The organism is Stieleria bergensis, from assembly GCA_007745635.1.
Lineage (GTDB): Bacteria > Planctomycetota > Planctomycetia > Pirellulales > Pirellulaceae > Stieleria > Stieleria bergensis.
This window is the reverse complement of the sequence record CP036272.1, coordinates 5,746,791-5,765,874: the sequence shown is the minus strand read 5'-3', so window position 1 is coordinate 5,765,874 and position 19,084 is coordinate 5,746,791. Positions and strand designations below refer to the sequence as shown.

At 56.4% G+C, this 19,084-nt stretch carries 13 protein-coding genes; 5 read left to right on the top strand and 8 right to left on the bottom strand.

Going from position 1 to position 19,084, the window contains the following annotated elements; all coding sequences use genetic code 11:
- Positions 1-10: 10 nt before the first annotated feature.
- From SV7mr_RS20210 to SV7mr_RS20190, 5 genes are all read right to left on the bottom strand, one after another.
- Positions 11-1,336: a Gfo/Idh/MocA family protein gene (locus tag SV7mr_RS20210; RefSeq protein WP_419187672.1), complete on the bottom strand. Its 1,326-nt coding sequence runs from the start codon at positions 1,334-1,336 to the stop codon at positions 11-13.
- 460 nt (positions 1,337-1,796) lie between these two features.
- Positions 1,797-2,114 (bottom strand): HU family DNA-binding protein, encoded by a 318-nt coding sequence (locus SV7mr_RS20205; protein WP_145276104.1) that lies wholly within the window; start codon positions 2,112-2,114, stop codon positions 1,797-1,799.
- A gap of 373 nt (positions 2,115-2,487) precedes the next feature.
- Complete coding sequence (locus tag SV7mr_RS20200; protein WP_145276102.1) at positions 2,488-7,281, bottom strand: Ig-like domain-containing protein; 4,794 nt, start codon at positions 7,279-7,281, stop codon at positions 2,488-2,490.
- A gap of 821 nt (positions 7,282-8,102) precedes the next feature.
- Complete coding sequence (yidD, locus tag SV7mr_RS20195; RefSeq protein ID WP_419187671.1) at positions 8,103-8,315, bottom strand: membrane protein insertion efficiency factor YidD; 213 nt, start codon at positions 8,313-8,315, stop codon at positions 8,103-8,105.
- A gap of 35 nt (positions 8,316-8,350) precedes the next feature.
- The gene (locus SV7mr_RS20190; RefSeq protein WP_145276100.1) at positions 8,351-8,683 is read right to left on the bottom strand and encodes a HesB/IscA family protein; all 333 of its coding nucleotides are present in this window, start codon (positions 8,681-8,683) and stop codon (positions 8,351-8,353) included.
- 734 nt (positions 8,684-9,417) lie between these two features.
- Between SV7mr_RS20190 and SV7mr_RS20185 the strand changes: the two genes are divergently transcribed.
- Genes SV7mr_RS20185 through SV7mr_RS20170 form a run of 4 tightly spaced genes read left to right on the top strand, consistent with a single transcriptional unit; the run spans position 9,418 to position 13,702 of the window.
- On the top strand, positions 9,418-10,437 hold the full coding sequence (locus SV7mr_RS20185) for a rhomboid family intramembrane serine protease (protein WP_145276097.1): 1,020 nt from the start codon (positions 9,418-9,420) through the stop codon (positions 10,435-10,437).
- 6 nt (positions 10,438-10,443) lie between these two features.
- Positions 10,444-12,009 (top strand): MATE family efflux transporter, encoded by a 1,566-nt coding sequence (locus tag SV7mr_RS20180; protein WP_419187670.1) that lies wholly within the window; start codon positions 10,444-10,446, stop codon positions 12,007-12,009.
- Complete coding sequence (locus SV7mr_RS20175) at positions 12,009-12,869, top strand: 2-phosphosulfolactate phosphatase (protein WP_419187669.1); 861 nt, start codon at positions 12,009-12,011, stop codon at positions 12,867-12,869. Before SV7mr_RS20180 ends, SV7mr_RS20175 begins: the two co-directional genes overlap by 1 nt.
- A 26-nt stretch (positions 12,870-12,895) precedes the next feature.
- Positions 12,896-13,702 carry an inositol monophosphatase family protein gene (locus SV7mr_RS20170; protein WP_419187668.1) on the top strand — a complete coding sequence of 269 codons (807 nt, stop codon included), beginning with the start codon at positions 12,896-12,898 and terminating at the stop codon, positions 13,700-13,702.
- Positions 13,703-13,906: 204 nt separating this feature from the next.
- On the opposite strand, the gene SV7mr_RS20165 is transcribed toward SV7mr_RS20170, so the two are convergent.
- Positions 13,907-14,866, bottom strand: a complete 960-nt coding sequence (locus SV7mr_RS20165; RefSeq protein ID WP_419187667.1) for a type I phosphomannose isomerase catalytic subunit — start codon at positions 14,864-14,866, stop codon at positions 13,907-13,909.
- Positions 14,867-15,189: 323 nt separating this feature from the next.
- Here SV7mr_RS20165 and tatC point away from each other — a divergent pair, with 323 nt between their 5' ends.
- Positions 15,190-16,353 carry a twin-arginine translocase subunit TatC gene (gene tatC / locus SV7mr_RS20160; protein WP_419187666.1) on the top strand — a complete coding sequence of 388 codons (1,164 nt, stop codon included), beginning with the start codon at positions 15,190-15,192 and terminating at the stop codon, positions 16,351-16,353.
- A 131-nt stretch (positions 16,354-16,484) separates the two neighbouring features.
- Here the strand turns inward: tatC and SV7mr_RS20155 are convergent, their stop codons facing one another.
- Both SV7mr_RS20155 and xylB read right to left on the bottom strand, forming a co-directional pair.
- Complete coding sequence (locus tag SV7mr_RS20155) at positions 16,485-17,318, bottom strand: enoyl-CoA hydratase/isomerase family protein (protein WP_145276091.1); 834 nt, start codon at positions 17,316-17,318, stop codon at positions 16,485-16,487.
- Positions 17,319-17,430: 112 nt separating this feature from the next.
- A complete protein-coding gene (gene xylB / locus SV7mr_RS20150) occupies positions 17,431-18,951 on the bottom strand; it encodes a xylulokinase (RefSeq protein ID WP_145276089.1) in 1,521 nt (506 codons plus the stop codon).
- Positions 18,952-19,084 lie beyond the last annotated feature (133 nt).

The window sequence follows — 19,084 nt, the reverse complement described above, 5'->3', positions numbered from 1 at the left end:
CCAGCAGCGTTTAAGCCGTGGTGTCCGCGGCGACTTCCCAGCCCTTGCGGTACTCTTTGCTGACCAAAGCGTCGGCTTCGGGACAGTTTGGTGAACGCAACGACTTGGCATCCCATTGAACGGTTTTGCCGGTTCGATAGGCGATGTTGCCCAGCAGCACCGACTCCGTCAACGCACCGGAGTAATCAAAGTTGCAGGTCGTCGGGCTGCCGGTCTTGCAGGCCTGAATCCATTCCTGGTGATGCCCAATGCTTTTGGGGATCGTTTGGGCTGGCGGCTTGTAGTCTGTAAACTTTTCTTCTGGGTAGAGTTTGAAACTGCCGTAGTTGGCAAACATCATGCCTTCGCTGCCGATGAACATGACGCCACTGCCTGGGACCTTGCGACCGGCAACCGTCTTGGGTGTCATGTTGCCGTCGTACCAAGTTAGCTTCACGCCGGGCAGTTGCTCGCCGGTTGCCGCTGACTTGCGTTCGGGAAATTGGTAGAAAACCTTCAGGCCCAAGGGGCAGGTTTCCGGATGCACTTCAGGACCTTCGGCAGCAATCGTGGTGGGATGCTTGAGTTCCAGAGCCCAGAACGGCAGGTCCATGTAATGACAGGCCATGTCACCTAGGGTCCCTTGGCCGAAATCCCACCAGCGTCGCCACTGCGCTGGATGGTAGCGTCCCGTTTTATAAGGCCGTTCGGGAGCAGGTCCCAACCACAGGTCCCAGTCCAGGTGTTTGGGGACAGGGTCCGATCCAACCGGGCGGTCGCCACCACCCCAGCCTTTGCCAACCCAGACATGCACTTCATTGATGTCTCCGATCGCACCGGCTTGCACGGCTTCAACCACGCGGCGGTAGTTGTCACCTGCGTGAATCTGGGTGCCCATCTGCGTGGCGATGCCTTTGCGTTTGGCAGCTTCGGTCAAGATGCGCGCTTCGCTGACAGTGTGTGTTAACGGCTTTTCGCAGTAACAGTGCAGGCCGGCGTTGATGGCTCGAATCGACGCCGGGGCGTGTTGGTGGTCGGTCGTGGCGACAACGATCGCGTCGGCTTTATCGGCCATCTCGCTAATCATTTCGCGATAGTCCTGGTACAGTTTTGCCGACGGGAAGTCTGCTTTGGCACGATCCAGGAAATTGGTGTCGACGTCACACATCCCGACAAGGTCTTCGCCTTGGACGCCTTGAATGTTCGCTCGGGCACGGTTCGCTGTGCCGACACAAAGGATCTTGAGTTTTTCATTGGCCGAGGTCGAAGCAGCGGCTTGCGTCTGTGTCCAAACGCCACCGGCTAAGCTGGCAGCAGTGATCGCGGAGGTTTGCTGAAGAAACTGACGTCTTTTCATGGCAGGCATCGTCGTGGCGAGGGTGGGGCGAGTGAGATTTTGCCGGCGATTCGATACTCACCGGCGAAGCCTCATTGTAGGTCAAGGGACAGGCAACGGCAGTGATCAGACGGGCTGGAGACTCGATTCTTTGTCAGAATTGCCAGGGGATCTGAACTCGCAAGCAGCTGGGAGGCACGCAGAGCCCGCTGGCAGGCACGCAGAGCCCGCTGGCAGGCACGCAGAGCCCGCTGGCAGGCACGCAGAGCCCGCTGGGAACGTTGCTTGAATTGCCTCCCCAGCAGTCATCGATCGCCACCAGTGGCGTGACAGGCGATTGAGTGGCCTAGCAGAGGTGCCTGACAGAGGTAGCTGGCAGAGGCGGCTCGTTGGCTGGCTTCGCTGTCGGCATAAAAAAACGGCAAGCTCCTTACGAAGCTTGCCGCGATTGATCATTCATCATCTGTTTCGAGTCACCGAATCAGATCATGTCTTTCAGACCCTTCAGAGGGCGAATGACAACTTTCTTGCTCGCAGGCTTGGGGGGGAACCAAACCTCTTCTTGAGTCGATGGGTTACGACCTTTGCGTTTTGGTTTTGCTGGAACATCCTTGCGGACGATCTTGCAAAGACCAGGAACCGTAAACTGGCCTGAACCGCTGCGACCCATTTCATGGGAGATTGCATCTGACAACGCGTCAAAGACGGCGGCGACTTCCTTCTTGGACAACTCGGTCGACTCGGCGATGCTGGTGATGATCTGAGTCTTGGTGGGAGCCTTAGGCGGAGCTTTAGCCATTTGAAGAAACCTTTACTAAAAGCTGATTGCTGAATTTCCGGGAATCGCGACGAATTCCCGCATCAATGTCTGACGGCCAAAGTGTTATGCAGTGAAAAAGGTTGTTGCAACCCGGCTTGAACGCTTTGTAGGCGGTTTTTTGCGGGGTTTTGCAGGAGTGCCCTGCATGCAAAAACGGCTCGGAGGGCCAAAAACGGCTCTTGAGGGGCCGAAAGGGGTGGAAAAAGTGCTTTGGAACGGCCTTTTTCCACCTTTTTCACCCCGCTTGGCCGGGATCTCGCTTGCAAATCTCCACATCATTGCTTCCGAACGGGCAAAGTTTGCGGCTCAGAAAAACAGGCGATTTTTCGCGATTTTGCGGAAAAAACTCGGCTCAAACCTGTCCGCGGAGCTTGGCGAGGGCCCGAGCCCAAAAGCTGCCACCGCTCGGTTCGGCCTCCGAAACGTCTTCAGCATCGCCTGTCGATGACTCGTCGGCGTCATCTGAGGAGCGGTTGGCGTCGCTGGAATCGGTCTCGCTGCCAGCTTCGGCAACCGCTTCCCCTTCGCCATTCAGGGCATCGTTCAGTAAGAGCGTGCCGTCGATCGGATCGACATCCGCATCCTCCGGACCGTTTTCCGTTTCCACGGGAACATTGATCGCTTGCTCGCCTTCACCGGCGCCATCGAGCGTCAGCGAACTGACTTGTTCGCCTTCGGCTCCCGTCGAGCCTGCTGAGTCGGTGTCGACGTTGTAGCTGATCACCTCGCTATCAACGTTGACGCGATACAAACGCAATTCACCCACTTGGCCGCGTGGGCTGACGATGTCGGTTTCAGAGGTGTCCGCATTGCCCGTTAGGGTTGCCGAATCTTGACCGTCACCATTGCGACCTCGAATGGACAGATTGCCGGCGTCACTGCTAAGCGAAACCGAGGCTTGAGTGATTGACTGTGAAGATTGGGCTGAAGGTTGAACCAGGACGGCATCTTCACCGGGGCGAACGGCAACCAACAGCGACTGGCGTGGACGCGAGCCCAGGAAGTCACGAATCGAAATGTAAGCGGGGTGCAATTTTCCCAAGTTGGCTTCCAGTTCGACATCGCCGTCTTCAGGAGCGCTGTCGATTTGGAACACTTGAGGTTCCTCACCACCGATCAGGAACGGCAGCGCTGGAATCGTGACTTCGTATTGGCCGGGCAGGACGTCGGCAAACAGCAGGGTGTTGCCGTCTTGGCTGGCTTCCAGGTCAACATCGTTGCCCACGCTGTCTTGTCCGGTCAGACGCACTGTGGCGTTGATCAGTCCAGCCTGTTGATCGTAGAGTGCGATGCGAATCGAGCGGGTGGTAAAGTCGTCGACCACCACGGTAATGGTTCCAGTGCTAACTGCTCCGTCGGCGTCTTCAACGGTGTAGCTGATCGTGTCCGTGCCGGTGAAGGTATCACTTGGCGGCGTGTAAACGATTTCACCATTGCCATTAACGCTGGCGGTGCCGCCGGCGGAGGTGTTCGTCACAACGGCCAGCGTCAAGGCTTCGCTGTCACCATCGACGTTGTCCGGCAATTCGCTTTGTTGCAGGACCACGCTTTGGCTGGCACCGCTGCTGAGTTGCATGTTCTTGTCTAGCACCGGTGGAGCATCGTTGACTGCTTCAACGGTGAAGGTGATGGTTGCTGCGGAAAGTCCGCCACCGGTGTCGCGGATGGTGTACACCACGGTCTCGGTGCCGAAGAAGTCGGTTGCTGGTTCATAGAAGAACGTCAGGCCATCATTGCTGACATTCACCGAGCCTCCCTCGCTGGGGACTCCGACGTGTTGGATCAGGAAGGACTGGCTGTCGACGTCTTGCTGATCATTTTGCAGCACGTCGTATGCAGTCTCTGCGGTGTCTTCGTCAAGCGTGAAGGCGTCAGTAACGGCGGTCGGCGCGTTGTCGGCGCTGGCAACGGTCACTGTGACGGAAACGTCTTCTGTTAGCGAACCGTCACTGACGGTGTAGGTGAACGTGTCCGTTCCGGTAAAGTTGGCCGGTGGAGTGTAGAGGACGGCGTCGTCATTGTTGCTGATTGTGACCGTGCCGCCTTCGCTGGTCGAGCCAACGGCAACGACGGTTAACGTTTCTGTCTCATCTGGATCGGAAAGATCGTTTGCCAGAACGTCCAAGACGTTATCGGTGCTGTCTGCGTCGACGTTGAAGGTGTCGCCGACGCCGGTCGGTGGATCGTTCTGTGGGGTAACGGTGACAGTCACGGTCGCAATGTCTTGAGCACCGCTGCCATCACCGACGCGATAGGTGAACTCGGTGCTGCCAAAGAAGTCCGCCGCTGGCGTGAAGGAAACCGTTCCGTTGGACAGGGTGACCGATCCGCCTTCAGCAGGTTGCGTGACGGAGATGACCGACAAGCTGCCGCTGCCATTGATGACGTCGTTGCCCAAGACGTCAATCGTGGTTGCCGACGCATCTTCGTCAACGGTGACGGAGTCGTCGTTGGCGGTGAAGTCCGCGCCCACGTTCAGAGTCACCGAGTTGTAGAAGATCTCGGCAGGAAGCACTTCGTTGTTGAGTCCATAGAGCAGGACCTCGGCGCCGTCAGAATCAGCGCTTTCGGCCATCACATTGACTTGCCCGGCGGCGACGGCCTGCATGCGTAGCGACGCGATCAGTGCCTCTTCTTCGAAACTCGGTGTGATGTTGGCCGTGGCCGCACCCAGTTCATTGATCAGTCCGCTGGAAAGGGTGCCAGAGCGAACGATGCCGAAGTCATCAGAGAACTCGATCGTCGCGCCATTGGCTGCTTGAATGATGTTGGCATCAAACAGGATGTCTGCGTACGCGGAGAAGACACCTTGGCGTTGGGCAGCGATGGGGCGTGAGTCCACGGCAACCATTCGCAATAGGAATTCATCGCCCACGTTCACTTGACTGATTGCGTTGCCGTTCAGGTCGGTGAGTTCCAAGCGAATCTCGACGATTGCTTCTTCACCCACGGCAACGGTGAACGTATCGGTTTGCACGTTTCCAGCGATATCGGCGATGTCGACCGTGAAGGTCTGGTCGCCAACATCTGCTTGTGTGGGCGTCCAGGTGATCACGCCGGTGCTGGGGTCAATGGTCGCGCCGCTGGGGCTTTGCGCGAGCGAATATGTAATGGCTCCTTCTTCGGCATTGATCAAGTCCGTTTGATACTGCTGGCCAACGTTGGCTGTTTTCACAGCTGAGGCGGCCGAAGATTCTGGAGCCGTTGAGTCGTAGGTCAACGCTAGGTTTGTCGACAAGTCACTGACGGCGTTTCCATCGATTTGTCGCGCGGCCAGGTTGTAACTGCCATCGCCGAGAGCCGCGATGTTTGTCGTCGTAATGGTGACGGTGGATCCCGAGGCAACTGCCTGGCCAATCACGGTCGACGTGGCAACGTTCACCAGCTGGACGGTGGCCCCAGCAGTGACGCCTTCGACCACAAAGTGTAGCGAGCCATCGCGGGTCGTGTTATCCACGTCGCTCTCACCGCTATCGGACTGAGCCAGCAGATCCAGGCCCGTCGGCGTTGCCAGCGTTTGCTCGCCCTCGAATTCAAACGTGAACAGTTGTGAGTCAAAGTCCGAGTTGCTGTTGCCGACCACACCTGGGCCGGGGCGGACAACCGCTTGAACCGTCACGGTTCCTTCAAAATTGTTGGCCGGCGTGACCGTCAGCAAGCCATCTTGCGAGATCGATGCAGTGGCGTTGGACGAACCCGAAACGACGGTGGCGGTGTAGGTGAGCGCGTCGCCTTCAATGTCCGTTGAACTGAGCTGAAGTTCAGCAGGCTGAGTGTTGGGGTAGTTGGCCGCCGGCGTGATCGGGTTCAAGTAAGGCTGGCTGTTGGCGGTGTCGTTATTGACGTCAACCTGAAAGGTTTCGCTAAACGTGTTGCCATCACCGTCGCTGAGAGTCACGGTGACATCGGTCGAGCCCACGCCGGCCCCGGTTGCTTTAAGCATGATCACCGAGTTTTCGGTGTCATCAAACACTTCAATCGTGTTGATGGCGATGTCAGTTGTGGGACGATCGCTGCCATTGATTGCATGTTCGCTGATCGCTTCGCGAACGTAGTCACCTTCGACGATCTGACCGAAGACGCTGTGGTTGTAATCCAGGAACCGCGTGGGCACTTCGGTGATAAAGAACTGCGAATTGTTGGTGTCGTCGGAAGACTTGGCGAACGACAAGACACCACTGCGGTTGTGCTGCAAATCGGGATGGAAGTCGTCGTCAAAATTGCCCAGGTTTGATCCGCTAGATCCTGTCCCCGTTGGATCGCCGCCCTGGATAACGAAGTTGTCGACAAGGCGGTGGAAAATGATGTCGTCATAGAAGCCCGATTCGGCCAACTCGATCACTCGACCAGACGCCGCAGGAGCGCGCTGTTCATAGAGTTCGAAGACCATGTCGCCATAGGTTTCCATGTCGATCCGGATCGAGCGATTGCCGCTCAGCACCGTGGCTTCAAGAAGCGATGGATCTGCTACCGTGACCGTCACCGACAGTGGATCGCCATTGGGATCGTAGCCGTCGATGGGGATGTGCAGCGGTGATTCGATCAGGACCGTTTGATCGCCGATGTCTTTAAAGATGGGCGATTGCGACACTGGAATCGCAACACCACTTCGCGTGCTGATTTCATCCAAAGTCAGCACACCAGTCGCTCGTGTGGTGTCGGCAAACTCCCACGTCGGATACTGGGTGATGTTGTTGTCGATGGCAATCTGGCCGGCAGAGCGATCAGGGTTGGTGACTTCGACGAAGGGCAACAGCTCGGCACCGTCTTCAAAGAGTGCTTTTTGATTCGAGCAAGCCGGGCACCATTCGGCACCGTAAAAGATCACGCCCGCAGCGTCCAAGTCTTTGGCGAACTGCACCAAGTCCGCGACGCTTTCGCCCTCGGCCTGGCCAACGACCGGAAGCGCATTGTCGTCGTGGGACACGCCGGTTTGCGAAGCGATCGAGGATCCAGTGGGCAGCGAGATCACTGCCGGGGTGGTGTCGACCACTGGCTCACTGAGTAAATCACCGGCGAGCAACTGACGGCGCTCAAGCTGCTCAAGCGTGGGCAGGCTCTTGATCGAGCAACCGCCAACGGATTGACGACGAGATTGACGACGTAGACGAGCACGCTGCTTACGAGAATCGCGACCTTGGGGCATCGGTATTCCAAGTCAAATTTGGGGCTAGGAGCTGTCACAGTGGGGAAGGCAGCTCGTCGATGAACTGCCCGGTTGTCGCCAGCCGAATGGCTTTTGGGAGAAGCGATCCGGCAACGTTTCCGTGGGGTGACTGTTTCAGCACAATCTGGGAACCGCTTTTTTCAAGCAATCCCCGGGTCTGAAGTGGGCATTCGGCATTTCCACAGTCGTCGATGGAGAAAATCCCTCACAACCGCTACCCCTTCGCTAGACGTTGCCACCGGAACAGGTGATGGCTGGTTTCCAGTTAGGGAGCAGACGCGGTGGCGTTGGAACAGTTCTGCCTCGGTCAGCTGGTTTGGTTGATGCCCAATCCATTCGACACAGACAACGGACGCAGCAGTCGAGGCGACCACTGGCAGCTTGGTGTTCCAGTCAAATGTGATTTGCTGAATGCGCTACCAGACATTGGACGCACTCGATTTTCCCCACTTGCAGATCGACCTCAATGAAACAGTCGTCTGTTGTCCCAGTCATCGAAGCCGAGTGGTTTGGGGACGCCCGGGAGCGTGTCGTTATCAACAGCTCCGCAGGTTGCTGCAGCGGTGGCGTCGCCAGGTTGCACGCCAAAGGAACAGCGGTTGTCACCAAAAAATCGGGCGGGATGACCGCACAAGTTAGATTCTTAGCAGAGTCAAAGGTTGCCGTTAAATCCAGACAAAACCGAAAAAACTTCACCCCGAAATGCGGGGAAAATGCCCCGATCGGCGGTGACCAGACAGCCTTGGCGGATGGCAGGCAGGGTGCTGTTGGCTAAGCGTCTGGCACTGTTGGCTAAGCGTCTAGCGTTGGGAGGGCGGCGGAGGCGGATCATGACCACCGGGGTGCCAGGGATGGCACTTAAGAATTCGGCGGATCGCCAAATAGAAACCCACCAAGGGGCCGCGATTTCGAATCGCCTCCACTGCGTATTGACTGCAGGTCGGCGAGAAACGGCAACTTGGTGGTTTCAGGGGGCTGATCCAACGCTGATAAAAGCGGACCAGCCCGATCATTAGTTTCGCCAGCAGCGACACTTCGCAAGCGACACTTAGGCTTGGAAGGAGCTACCGCAACCGCAAGATTTGACGGCGTTGGGGTTTTCGAAGGTGAAACCCTGTTTTTCCAAGCTCTCGTACCAGTCGACCGTGGTGCCGTCTAGATACAGAGCGCTTTTCTTGTCCACGACCACGTTCACACCGTGGAATTCGTACTTGGAGTCTTTTTGCTCGTCGTAATCCTGATCGAAGGTCACACGGTACTCAAACCCGCTGCAACCGCCGGCCGAGATGCCGATTCGAAGTGCGGTGTCTTCGCCGAAATTGTGTTCTTTCTGGAATCTTTTGACTTCTTGCGCAGCTCGTTCGCTCAAGTTAATCGCCATTTGGACGAATCCCTCTTAATTGAGAAGCCACCCCCCGCAAAACACGTGTTTTTAGTCACACGCATTGGCAATGGGCACTTCGTTGAATGGATATTTACACCGTAAATCGGATCACAAATCAGTATTGAAACCCGCAAACCCTGTGGTGGCCTTGGTCACCGCGTTGGCTTGCCGACCGACAGCAAAGCGTCGATTGGGAGTCCCGGAGATCAGCCTGAAAATCACCTGAGTCAGGCAATCTGCACTCTGACCGGGAAATCCCACAGGCCGTTGCTCGAGCTCAGTTTTACATCAACCTTGCCCCGCGACTCAACCTGTCATGATAACTTTACACACGATGGGGGATTCTGTGAATTGCCAGCGATTGAGTAAGAACCGCCAAACACGGCAAAAATCCCTCGCATTTCCTGTCATCTGCAGTCCACGCGACAGAACGCTTGGGAAACACCGTAAAAATGTCGATCGGTTCCAATGCACGTTGCCTTGGAGTACCCTCGCCCAGACGATTGGCCGAACAGTTGCCGCGCCGTGGCGGTAGCTGCTGCGGTTGGTCTGGGGAACGCCCCCGGCGGACACACTGGGTTTTGGGCTTCCAGGGTGTCATAGTATTCAACAAGGCTCCGCTTGGGCAAGTTGATAGACGACGATTCGGCTTAAACGCGCAGGATCACCCGCAACTTATCGTCCAGAACGTCGCTTTCACCGGTCAATTCCTCCTGTTTTAAGATGCTTCCATGCGCCGAATCGGCTCCCTTTCCGACCCGCAATTGGCTCAGCAATTCGCTGATTACCTGCTGACAAAGCAGATTCATTGCAACGTCCAGACCGACCGCGATGAGTCGACTTCAGAGGTCCGTGAGTCCGACCTTTGGATTCGGGATGAAGAGTTTGTTGAGCAGGCCAAGCAAGAACTGAACGAATTTTTGGCCAATCCCAGCGACGCCAAGTACCAGGCGTCCGAGCAGGCGAGCGAGCTGCGAAAAGCTCAGCAACGCGAGGATCAGCGTCGCAAAAGTCTGCACACCCAGTATCGCGGCCGGCCGGTTGGCGGTGCGGGAGGCGTGTTGAGCGGATTGCCGCTCCGGCAAAAAGGCAATCCATGCGTGATTGCCATCATTGCGATTTGCGTGATTGCGAGTCTAGCGACCGGTTTTGGTCGCCGGCCGAAAGACAGCAACGCAGCGGTCACCGGCCAGTTGAGCACTCAACAGAAGATTTACTATGAAATGCTGATGGTCAATCCGATTGACTATTACGTCACCAACGATGCGTTCTATTCCATCAAGCAAGGTCAGGTCTGGCGGTTGCTGACCCCGGCTCTGCTGCACGGTGGCCCGCTGCACTTGGCGTTCAACATGATGATGATCTTTGTGCTTGGGACGCTGATCGAGCGACTGCATGGATCGATCTTTCTGTTGGCGGTGTTTGTGGTCACGGCGGTGGTTGGACAGTTTGTTCAGGCAATCCTGCCGCCAGAGGAAGTGTTGCCAGCGGTGTTGAGCGGATTGGCTGGCACTCCGATTGCCGTGGGGGCCAGTGGTGCTGCTCTGGGGTTGTTTGGGTATTTATGGATTCGTCCTCAATTATCGGCTTCTTACCCGATCCACTTACATCCCAACAATGTCTTGTTCATCTTAGGGTACGTGGTGTTCTGTGTTTTCTTTATGAACGGAATTGCCAACGGGGCTCACATCGGTGGCTTGCTTGCAGGCATGCTGATTGCCGTGATCGCGTCTAAGTTTGACAAGTGGTAATGCTTCATGAGCGACCTGAACGAGGGTCGGGATTCTAACCGTCGGTGTCGGGTTGCCAAGCAATCGTTGTCTGCCGAAGCCGCTGAGTGCTGCGCTGCGGAGGATTCATCTTCACCGGCGCACGTCCAGCGTGAAGAGTCGGCTGAGTCGTCCGATGAGCACCAACAAAGGCTCGATGATGCAGCCCCATCGGTAGCCGAGTTGCCAGTTCCCAGCACGTGGCCTCAGACGCTCGCCGAAGTTCTGGCGGTCGCGTTTCCGCTAATGATCAGTACCGGCATGATGTCCATCGTGCTGTTCGCGGATCGCTACTTGCTGGGACGCTATGACGGCGTTTCGATGGGCGCGTCGATGGCGGGCGGGAACTTGTTCTGGGTTTTGGTTTGTGTGCCAATCGGTGCGGCCTCGATGACCGGAGCTGTGATTGGGCAGTTGATTGGCAGCGGTCAAACGCAGCGCGTCGGACGGCTGTTATGGCAGGTGATCTGGCTGGCACTGATGACGATCCCGTGGCTGGTCGGATGCGCTTACTTTGCCGAAGACTTCTTTCGCGTGACCGGCCAAGCGGACGAGCTCTTGCAGAGCCAGGTGACTTATATGCGCTGGCTGATGATTGGCGGCTTAGGGTTGATCATCGAATCCGCCTTGTCTGGGTTCTTTAGCGGCATCGAACGCACACGCATCATCATGTGGGTTTCGGTGGCCAGTGCTTTGGTCAATCTCGTTCTCGATGGGTTGTTGATTTTTGGACTCGCTGGGTTCCCTCGCTGGGGAATCGCGGGTGCTGCGATTGGCAGCAGCATTGCGTTCTGGTTCAAAGTCGTTTGCTATGTCGGTCTGTTAAGTCGTCGACGGTTCCGTGAGCCTTATGGTTTGATCTCGGGCTGCGTGTTTGACTGGGCGGTGTTGAAGAACTTCGTTTACTTCAGTGTGCCCAGCGGCTTGTTGTATCTGTCTGAAGCTGGAGCGTTCACGATCATCCTGTTAAAGATTGGTCAGCTAGGCGATGTGCCATTGCGGGCCACAACGATGGCGGTCAACTTTAACATGCTGGCCTACATTCCGTTGTTGGGAATCGGGATCGCGACGTCGGTGTTGGTTGGTCGGCACTTGCTGCAAAGTGGCCCGTCGATGGCGGTGCGAACGACTCTGGCAGCGTTGGGGTTTGCACTGGCGTATTCAGGATTCTTCGCGATTCTGTTTCTGGGCTTCAGCGACGACTTGGTGCGGATCTATCATCTAGGTGCTGGCCAAGGTGACGCTCCGCCAGGCACGCAAGAAGCCACGCAAATGGCGATGGGATTGATGGGCTTTATCGCGTGTTACCTCTTAACGGATTCGGTCCAGCTAGTGATCGCGGCGGCACTGAAAGGTGCCGGAGATATCTGGTTCGTTTTAGGATCAGCAACTGTCGCGGGCAGCCTGACCGTTGGTGCTGGGATCTACTTTCAGCCGCAACAGCCCTCGCTGCAGTGGTGGTGGTATGTGCTGACGGTCTGGATTTGGGTGCTTGCAATTCTGATGTCGGCTCGCTTTATCAGCGGTCGATGGAAATCGAAACGGATGGTCTGATGCCGGTTACAATCACACTTGCCTTCACCCCTGAAACACTTCTGGCCCCGTCCCAGGATGCGGCTTCTACTGACGCCAGCGTTTTGGCGATGGAATCGACTTGCGCCGTGATGATCGACGTGCTTCGCGCCAGTTCGGTGATGACCACCGCTGGGGCAGCTGGCGTTGATCGGATCTATACGACCGCCAGCGTTGACCAGGCTCTGGCGGTTGCCAAAGAGTTGCGAACAAGCGTTTCGGGACAGGGCGACGGTGCCCAAGGGGTTCTGCTGTGTGGTGAGCGCAATTGCGAACGCATCGACGGTTTTGATCATGGCAACTCGCCGGCTGAATACACGTCTGAATCCGTGTCAGGCAAGCAGATGGTGATGACAACTAGCAATGGCACACGTGCGATCGAAGCCGTTAAGCATTGTGATCGTTTGCTGATCGCCAGCTTTTTGAATCTCAGTTCTGTGCTGCAACGGCTTGCGGATGAGACTTCGATTCTGATCATGTGTGCCGGCACTCATCGCGAGATTTCTCGTGAAGACGTGCTGCTCGGTGGAGCGATCGTTGAGCGTTTATTGCAATCAAAATCTGCCAGCGATGTCGTTCTGAATGATCAGGCGATGATTGCTCATGCAGCATGGTGCCAGGCAGGTGTCAGCAGCAACGCACAGTTGGCCGACGCACTCACGCATTCGATCGGTGCCAGCAATCTGATTCGCTTGGGGATGGCGGCCGATGTGCGTCGCTGTGCGGAACTTGATTCAATCTCTGGAGTGGTGATGCGGTGCAACGAGTCTGATGAGACGTGCTTGCCCGTGTCGCTGGACGCTTCATTGGATCCTGTTTCTCGCTTCAAATTTTTCTCGTAGGCAAAATCCTTTTGACGGTAAACGCAATGCAAGATCACGCAAGAATTTTGGAAGTCGCTTGTTTAGCGGCAGCAGCGGGTGGCGAGGTGCTAAGGCATTATTGGCACGAAGGAGTGACGTTGCGCGATAAAACTGAATCGGGCGGCAAGAGTTACGACCTGGTCAGTGACGCCGATGTGGAAAGCCAAGAAGCAGTGGCCAAAGCGATCCTCAAGGCCTTCCCAGATCATGAGTTGCTCGGTGAGGAAGACTTGGTCGGCGACCTGAGCGCGGAACACTTGTGGGTCATCGATCCGTTAGATGGAACAAATAACTTTGCCCATCATATTCCACACTTCGCTGTGTCGATCGCATACTTTTATCGGGGACAGCCCGTCGTTGGTGTGATCCAAAATCCGATCACCGGTGATACCTATCATGCCGTCGCCGGTCAGGGAGCTTGGTTTCAAGGCGAGCCGATCCAGTGCATGCCTGGCAGCGATCTTTCTAAAGCGCTTGTCGGTTGTGGATTCTATTACGATCGCGGCCAAATGATGCAGCAAACGTTAAAGGCCATTGAGCACTTCTTTGTGCAAAACATTCATGGGATTCGTCGCTTTGGCACTGCGTCCTTGGATTTATGCCATGTAGCGCGCGGCATCTTTGGAATCTTCTTTGAATACAAGCTGTCGCCCTGGGACTTCGCGGCGGGACAGTTGGTCGTGCAGGAATCCGGTGGCAAGATCACGCAGGCCAATGGTGAACCCATCGGCTTGGAACCGTGCAGCGTGCTGGCCGCCGCAGCAGGGCTGTATGACGAAGCGTTGCAGATCACCAAGCAGTATCACCCCTAGTCAGCGTTTTGAGTGTCGCAGTCCCCGCGCCAGAACCGTGGCAACGCCAACCGCAGGCCGCTGCAACGAAACCCTCCCCGGCCGGCGATTGAGACCACCGATGTCGCCGCCTTGCAACTCTGTAAATTCATCAGCGCGCCGCCACCGCAAACCGGCCTTCCCGCTGGGGGGAGCGTGATGCTGAAAGGATTCGTGGCGGATGCGTTATGGATTCGCCGCTGGGGCGGCATGCAGGACGACGGATTTGTCTGCCGGGATCACTTCGCAGCGATCCATGGCGGCCGGTAACAGAATGGATTGACCTTGGGAGAGTAACTCTGATTGGTCACCTGCAAACTCGATGGTCGCGGCCCCATGGGGAACGGTCAAAATGTGACAGCAGTTGTCACCGCCCACTGCGGCAGTGCCGCTGGACATCGATTGCAGCATGAACTTGTCGCAATCAATCAGTGTTTGCCAGCCCGGTTGGCTGTTGTCGCCGCGAATGGGTTCCACCGGCCCGCTTTCATAATCCGTCACGTCCAGCGATTGTTCGACGTGCAGTTGACGCGGGTTGCCATCACTGCCCAGGCGGTTCCAGTCAAAGAGCCGGAACGTGGTGTCACTGCTTTGTTGGATCTCTGCGATCACCAGTCCGGCCCCCAAAGCATGGACGGTGCCGGCTGGGATGAAGACACAGTCACCGACTTGAGGATGAAAGGAATGCAGGACGCGTTCGGTTTGTCCGGCGTGAATCGCTGCGCCCAACGCTTGACGATCCACACCGGCTTTGAGTCCCGCGTAGATCAGGCTTTCCGGTTGGGCAGCCACGACATACCAGGCCTCGGTTTTGCCGCGGTCAGGCACCGGCATGGTGGCGCCGTAAGCGTCGTCAGGGTGCACTTGAACGGACAGCACTCGATTGCAATCCAAGAATTTTAGCAGCAGCGGAAATTGCCCCTCCGTTTGGGAGGCGCCCAGGGTCCAGGCAGGGTCCTGGCGGATCAATTCAGCCAGTGTGCTGCCCGCCAGCGAACCGTTGGTCACGACGCTCTGGTCATCACCATGGTCGACAATTTCCCAGCTTTCTGCATCATTTCCTTTTCCACTGGCCGGCTTGCCCAGCAGTGTGGAAAGCTTTTCACCACCCCAGATGGTTTGTTTCATCAGGGGATGAAAACGCATCGGGTAGGGATCCTGGGAAATCATTTTTTTCTCCTTCGCTGGTGACGTGGCAGAATCAGATTCGTTCGAATATAAGGGCAGATCAGGCGGCTACAGAAAACTAGCTCAAAGGAATGTGATTCTATCGGTCGCTGGTCTAAACTTTTGCACTTTCCAGCTAAACTGATGATTTGGCCGCCAGGAGAGGGTCTTCGCTGACTCGGACACTGCGGGCCAGAAAGTTGCACTGTCACTGGGTGCATCTTACCTGAAGCCGACATGCGCGTGTCCTTCGCGGAGGTTGGCATCGGAGTTCTTCGGCCGTTTCTCATTCAACTTTAGCCATGAGCAATCACACCAACGCCATGAGCAATCACAAACTAGCGTCCGCCAAAGACAATTTGTTCGACAATTCGTCAATGACGTTTCGCGAGCATTTGGATGAATTGCGAAAGTGTTTGGTCAAAGCCATTATCGCGCTTTCACTGGGTTTGTTGGTGGGCCTGTACTTTGCCAATGATGTGGTGAAGTACGTTGCCGATCCTCTGCGAGCCGCTATTCTGGAATTCAACGCCCAGAAAGATTTGGCGTTGATGGGATTTGAGAAGGGTGAAGACGAGGCCAAAAATGCACGCCTGATGCAAATGGTCACGGCGATGCGAGAAAACTCGCTCAAGTTCCAAGTCGTTTATGAACTGCCCAAAGAAGCTCAGGCATTTGCTCCTGAGATCCTGGCCGCCGAAGCCAAAGAGCAAGCCAAGAAAGACGGCGACGAAGACAACCAGGCCGCCAGCGACGAAGGCAGCGATGAAGACCCCGATGAAAGCAGCGAGGCGACGATTCGCGATTACTCGCAGGTCTTGCAATATGTCCCCGATCCATCCTCGCTGACACCACGCGTGCAGATGGTCCGTGACAGCAGCGGGCTGAGCAGCTTTAAGATGGAAGAGCCCTTCATGATCTGGGTCAAAGCGGGCCTGATTGTTGGAGCGGTGGTCAGCTCGCCAGCAGTGTTCTATTTTCTCTGGCAATTCATCGCTGCTGGTTTGCACCGGCATGAACGGCGTTACGTGTACATTTATTTGCCTGTCAGTGTCACCTTGTTTGTCTCCGGCGTGGTCCTGGCCTTCTTCTTGGTCTTGCACTATGTGTTGCAATTCCTATTGGACTTTAACGGCAGCATGGACGTCTCGGTCGAGCCACGACTGACGTACTACATTAACTTTGTCTTGTTATTGCCACTGGGTTTTGGATTAGCATTTCAGTTGCCACTGGTGATGCTGTTCCTGCAGCGTATCGGGTTGATTGAAACCGCCATGTACGCCAATAGCTGGCGAATCGCCATTTTGGTCATCATGCTGCTATCGATGTTGCTGACGCCCGCGGATGTGACCAGCATGATCGCGCTGGCGATTCCGCTGATCTTCCTGTACTTCTTGGGGATCTTAATGTGTCACTTCATCCCTCGTGGTCCAGGCTTGGGAAGCGGAGCCTACGACCCAACCTAAGCGGCGTGGCCGACCCAACCTAAGCGGCGTTCATCGTTGGGAGCGTGCCAGCACGTGCCCGGCGAATCAGCCCGTGGCTCAATGCGGTTTTGTTGGAACCGGCGTGAACAGGATCGCACCGTCGGTGCGATCTACTTTGGCCAATCGGGATCACGTTTTTCGACGAAGGCGTTGATGCCTTCGCTGGCAGCATCGGTGTTGCAGATCGCTGCTCCGCTGGCGGCACCGGAAGCTAGTTGCGTGAGCAAGGTTTCGCCAATGGTTTCGTTCAGCATGCGTTTGCTGGCTTGAGCGGACTCTCGCGGCGCTTGGCCACAGGTTTCGGCCCAGCGTCCCGCTGTGACCCAGGTTTGGTCGTTGTCGACGACTTCGGCAGCTAAGCCAATGTGTAGGGCTTCGTCGGCATCCATTGCTGCGCCACCCAGTAGCATCCGCGCCGCCACCGCCGCGCCTGATCGAAAGGCCAGCAGAGGTGCCGTGACTCCACCCACCAAGCCGCGATGGGCAGCGTTGGCAATCAAGGTGGCTGAACGCGACATGACCAAGATGTCACAGGCCAGTGCAATCGCCAGGCCGGAGCCAATCGCTGATCCATTGACAGCCGCGATCACCGGTTTGGGATAGCGGAGGATGGTCTCACAGAGTTCGGCCAGTTTGCTCCACTGTTGATACCAAGCTTGGTGGGATTCTGGCGGTTGCAATTGAGTGATTGCAGCAAAGTGCTTGAAGTCGATGCCGCTACAGAAATGGTCGCCTTTGCCGGTGATGATGACCGACCGGATTCGTTTCTCTTGGTGCACATCTCCCAACGCTTCGATCAGTTGATCAATGCAGGAGGCGTCCAGTGCGTTGCAGGCCTCGGGGCGATTGATGACCAAGGTGGCAACGGAGTCCACCATTTTGACATCGATGACGGACTTCTGAATCGCTGGTGGCTGGAACTCATCTTCATTGCTAGCGATCATGATTCATTCCTGTGCTGATCGATCGTTCAAGGTAACCTTTCTGGCAAACGTCCAGTGCGTCGAAACGCTCCTGGACGCAGATAGCAAACCGCGTTCACTAATAGCCTAGCAGTTATTGCAGCGTTGCCAGGGTGTTCATGGACGATTTCAGCTGGCCGTAAAGCTGTTGATAAACCGGGAACAGTTGGTTGTACGCTTTCGCGTCGCTGCGCTGTGGAGCGGTCTTGTCAGCGACTTCGATGGTCGCTTTGCAGGCTGCCTGAATGTTCTTGTAAGCCCCATCGCCAACCATGGCCAGCAGGGCGACGCCGTAGGCGGGGCCTTGTTCGACGGCCAGCGTGGTGATTTTTTTGCCAAACACATCGGCTTGCATTTGTCGCCAGAAGGGGTTCTTGCTGCCGCCGCCCGAAGCGCGAATCTCACGCACCGGCACACCGAGGTCTGTGATGATTTCTAGGCTATCGCGCAACGCGAATGTGATGCCTTCCATCACGCTACGGGTCATCGCGCCGCGTTGGTGCATTAGGTTCAATCCCACAAAGGCTCCCCGCGCGTCTGGATCAGCGTGCGGTGTGCGTTCGCCATTGAGATAGGGCAGGAACAACAGTCCCTGGCTGCCGGCCGGACAGGCCTGTGCTTCCTTGGTGACGGCTTCGTAAAGGTTGCTGCCGCTGATTCCGGCAAGTCCTTGCAAGACGGATTCGACCCACCACTGCAATGAGCCTCCACTGGTCAGGTTCACGCCCATCATGTGCCAGGCTCCATCAACGGCATGACAGAACGTATGCAATCGGCCGGCGGTGTCGTATTGAGGTTCGTCGCTGTGAACAAACATGACGCCACTGGTGCCGATGGAAGTGCTCAGCACGCCTTTCTTGACGACTCCGTTACCGACGGCGCCTGCGGCACAGTCCCCTGCTCCGCCGACCACTTTACAGTCGGTGGTCAGGCCCAGCGTCTTGGCGGCTTCGGGGGTCAAGGTGCCGGTGACTTCATGGCTTTCGACCACATCGGGCAGCAGCGATTTGTCGAGTTCTAATTTGGACAGCAAGCGTGTTGACCAGCGGCGTTTGACCACATCTAGCAACAGTGTGCCGCTGGCGTCGCTCACTTCGGTGATGTAGTTCCCTGTCAAGCGCCGGCGGATGTCGTCTTTGGGCAGCAAGACTTTGCTCAGCCGTTTAAAGTTTCGCGGTTCGTTGTTGCGGAGCCACAGAATTTTGGGAGCCTGAAAGCCAGTTAATGCCGGGTTGGCGACCATCTTGATCAGTTTGCTCCGCCCACCGGCTGCCGCGGTGATTTCGTCGCATTCGTTTGCCGTGCGTTGATCATTCCAAAGAATCGCGGGCCGAATCACTTGGCCTTTGGCATCCAAGAACACACTGCCGTGCATCTGGCCGCTCAAGCCAATCGCTTTGACGTCGGCCGGCTTGCACTTTGCTTTTCGCATCACTTGCCGAACCGTTTTGACGGTCGCTTTCCACCAATCCTCTGGATCTTGTTGGGTCCAGCCAGCGCGCGGTTGTTCCATCGGGTAGGTGGCGTTGGCTTCGGCGATGACGACGCCTGAGGAACTGACCAGCAAGGTCTTGGTGCCGCTGGTGCCAACGTCGATTCCCAAATACAAACTCATGCTGATTTCCTCGTGATCATCGGCGCGCCGTCTCTGCGGTCGCCAGGATGGTGGTGCGTGTGGGGCCTGTCAGTCGCCAAGCGGTATCACTGCGGCAAAGTGGCTCGTGAACCGGTAAGCTGAACGCTGCGTA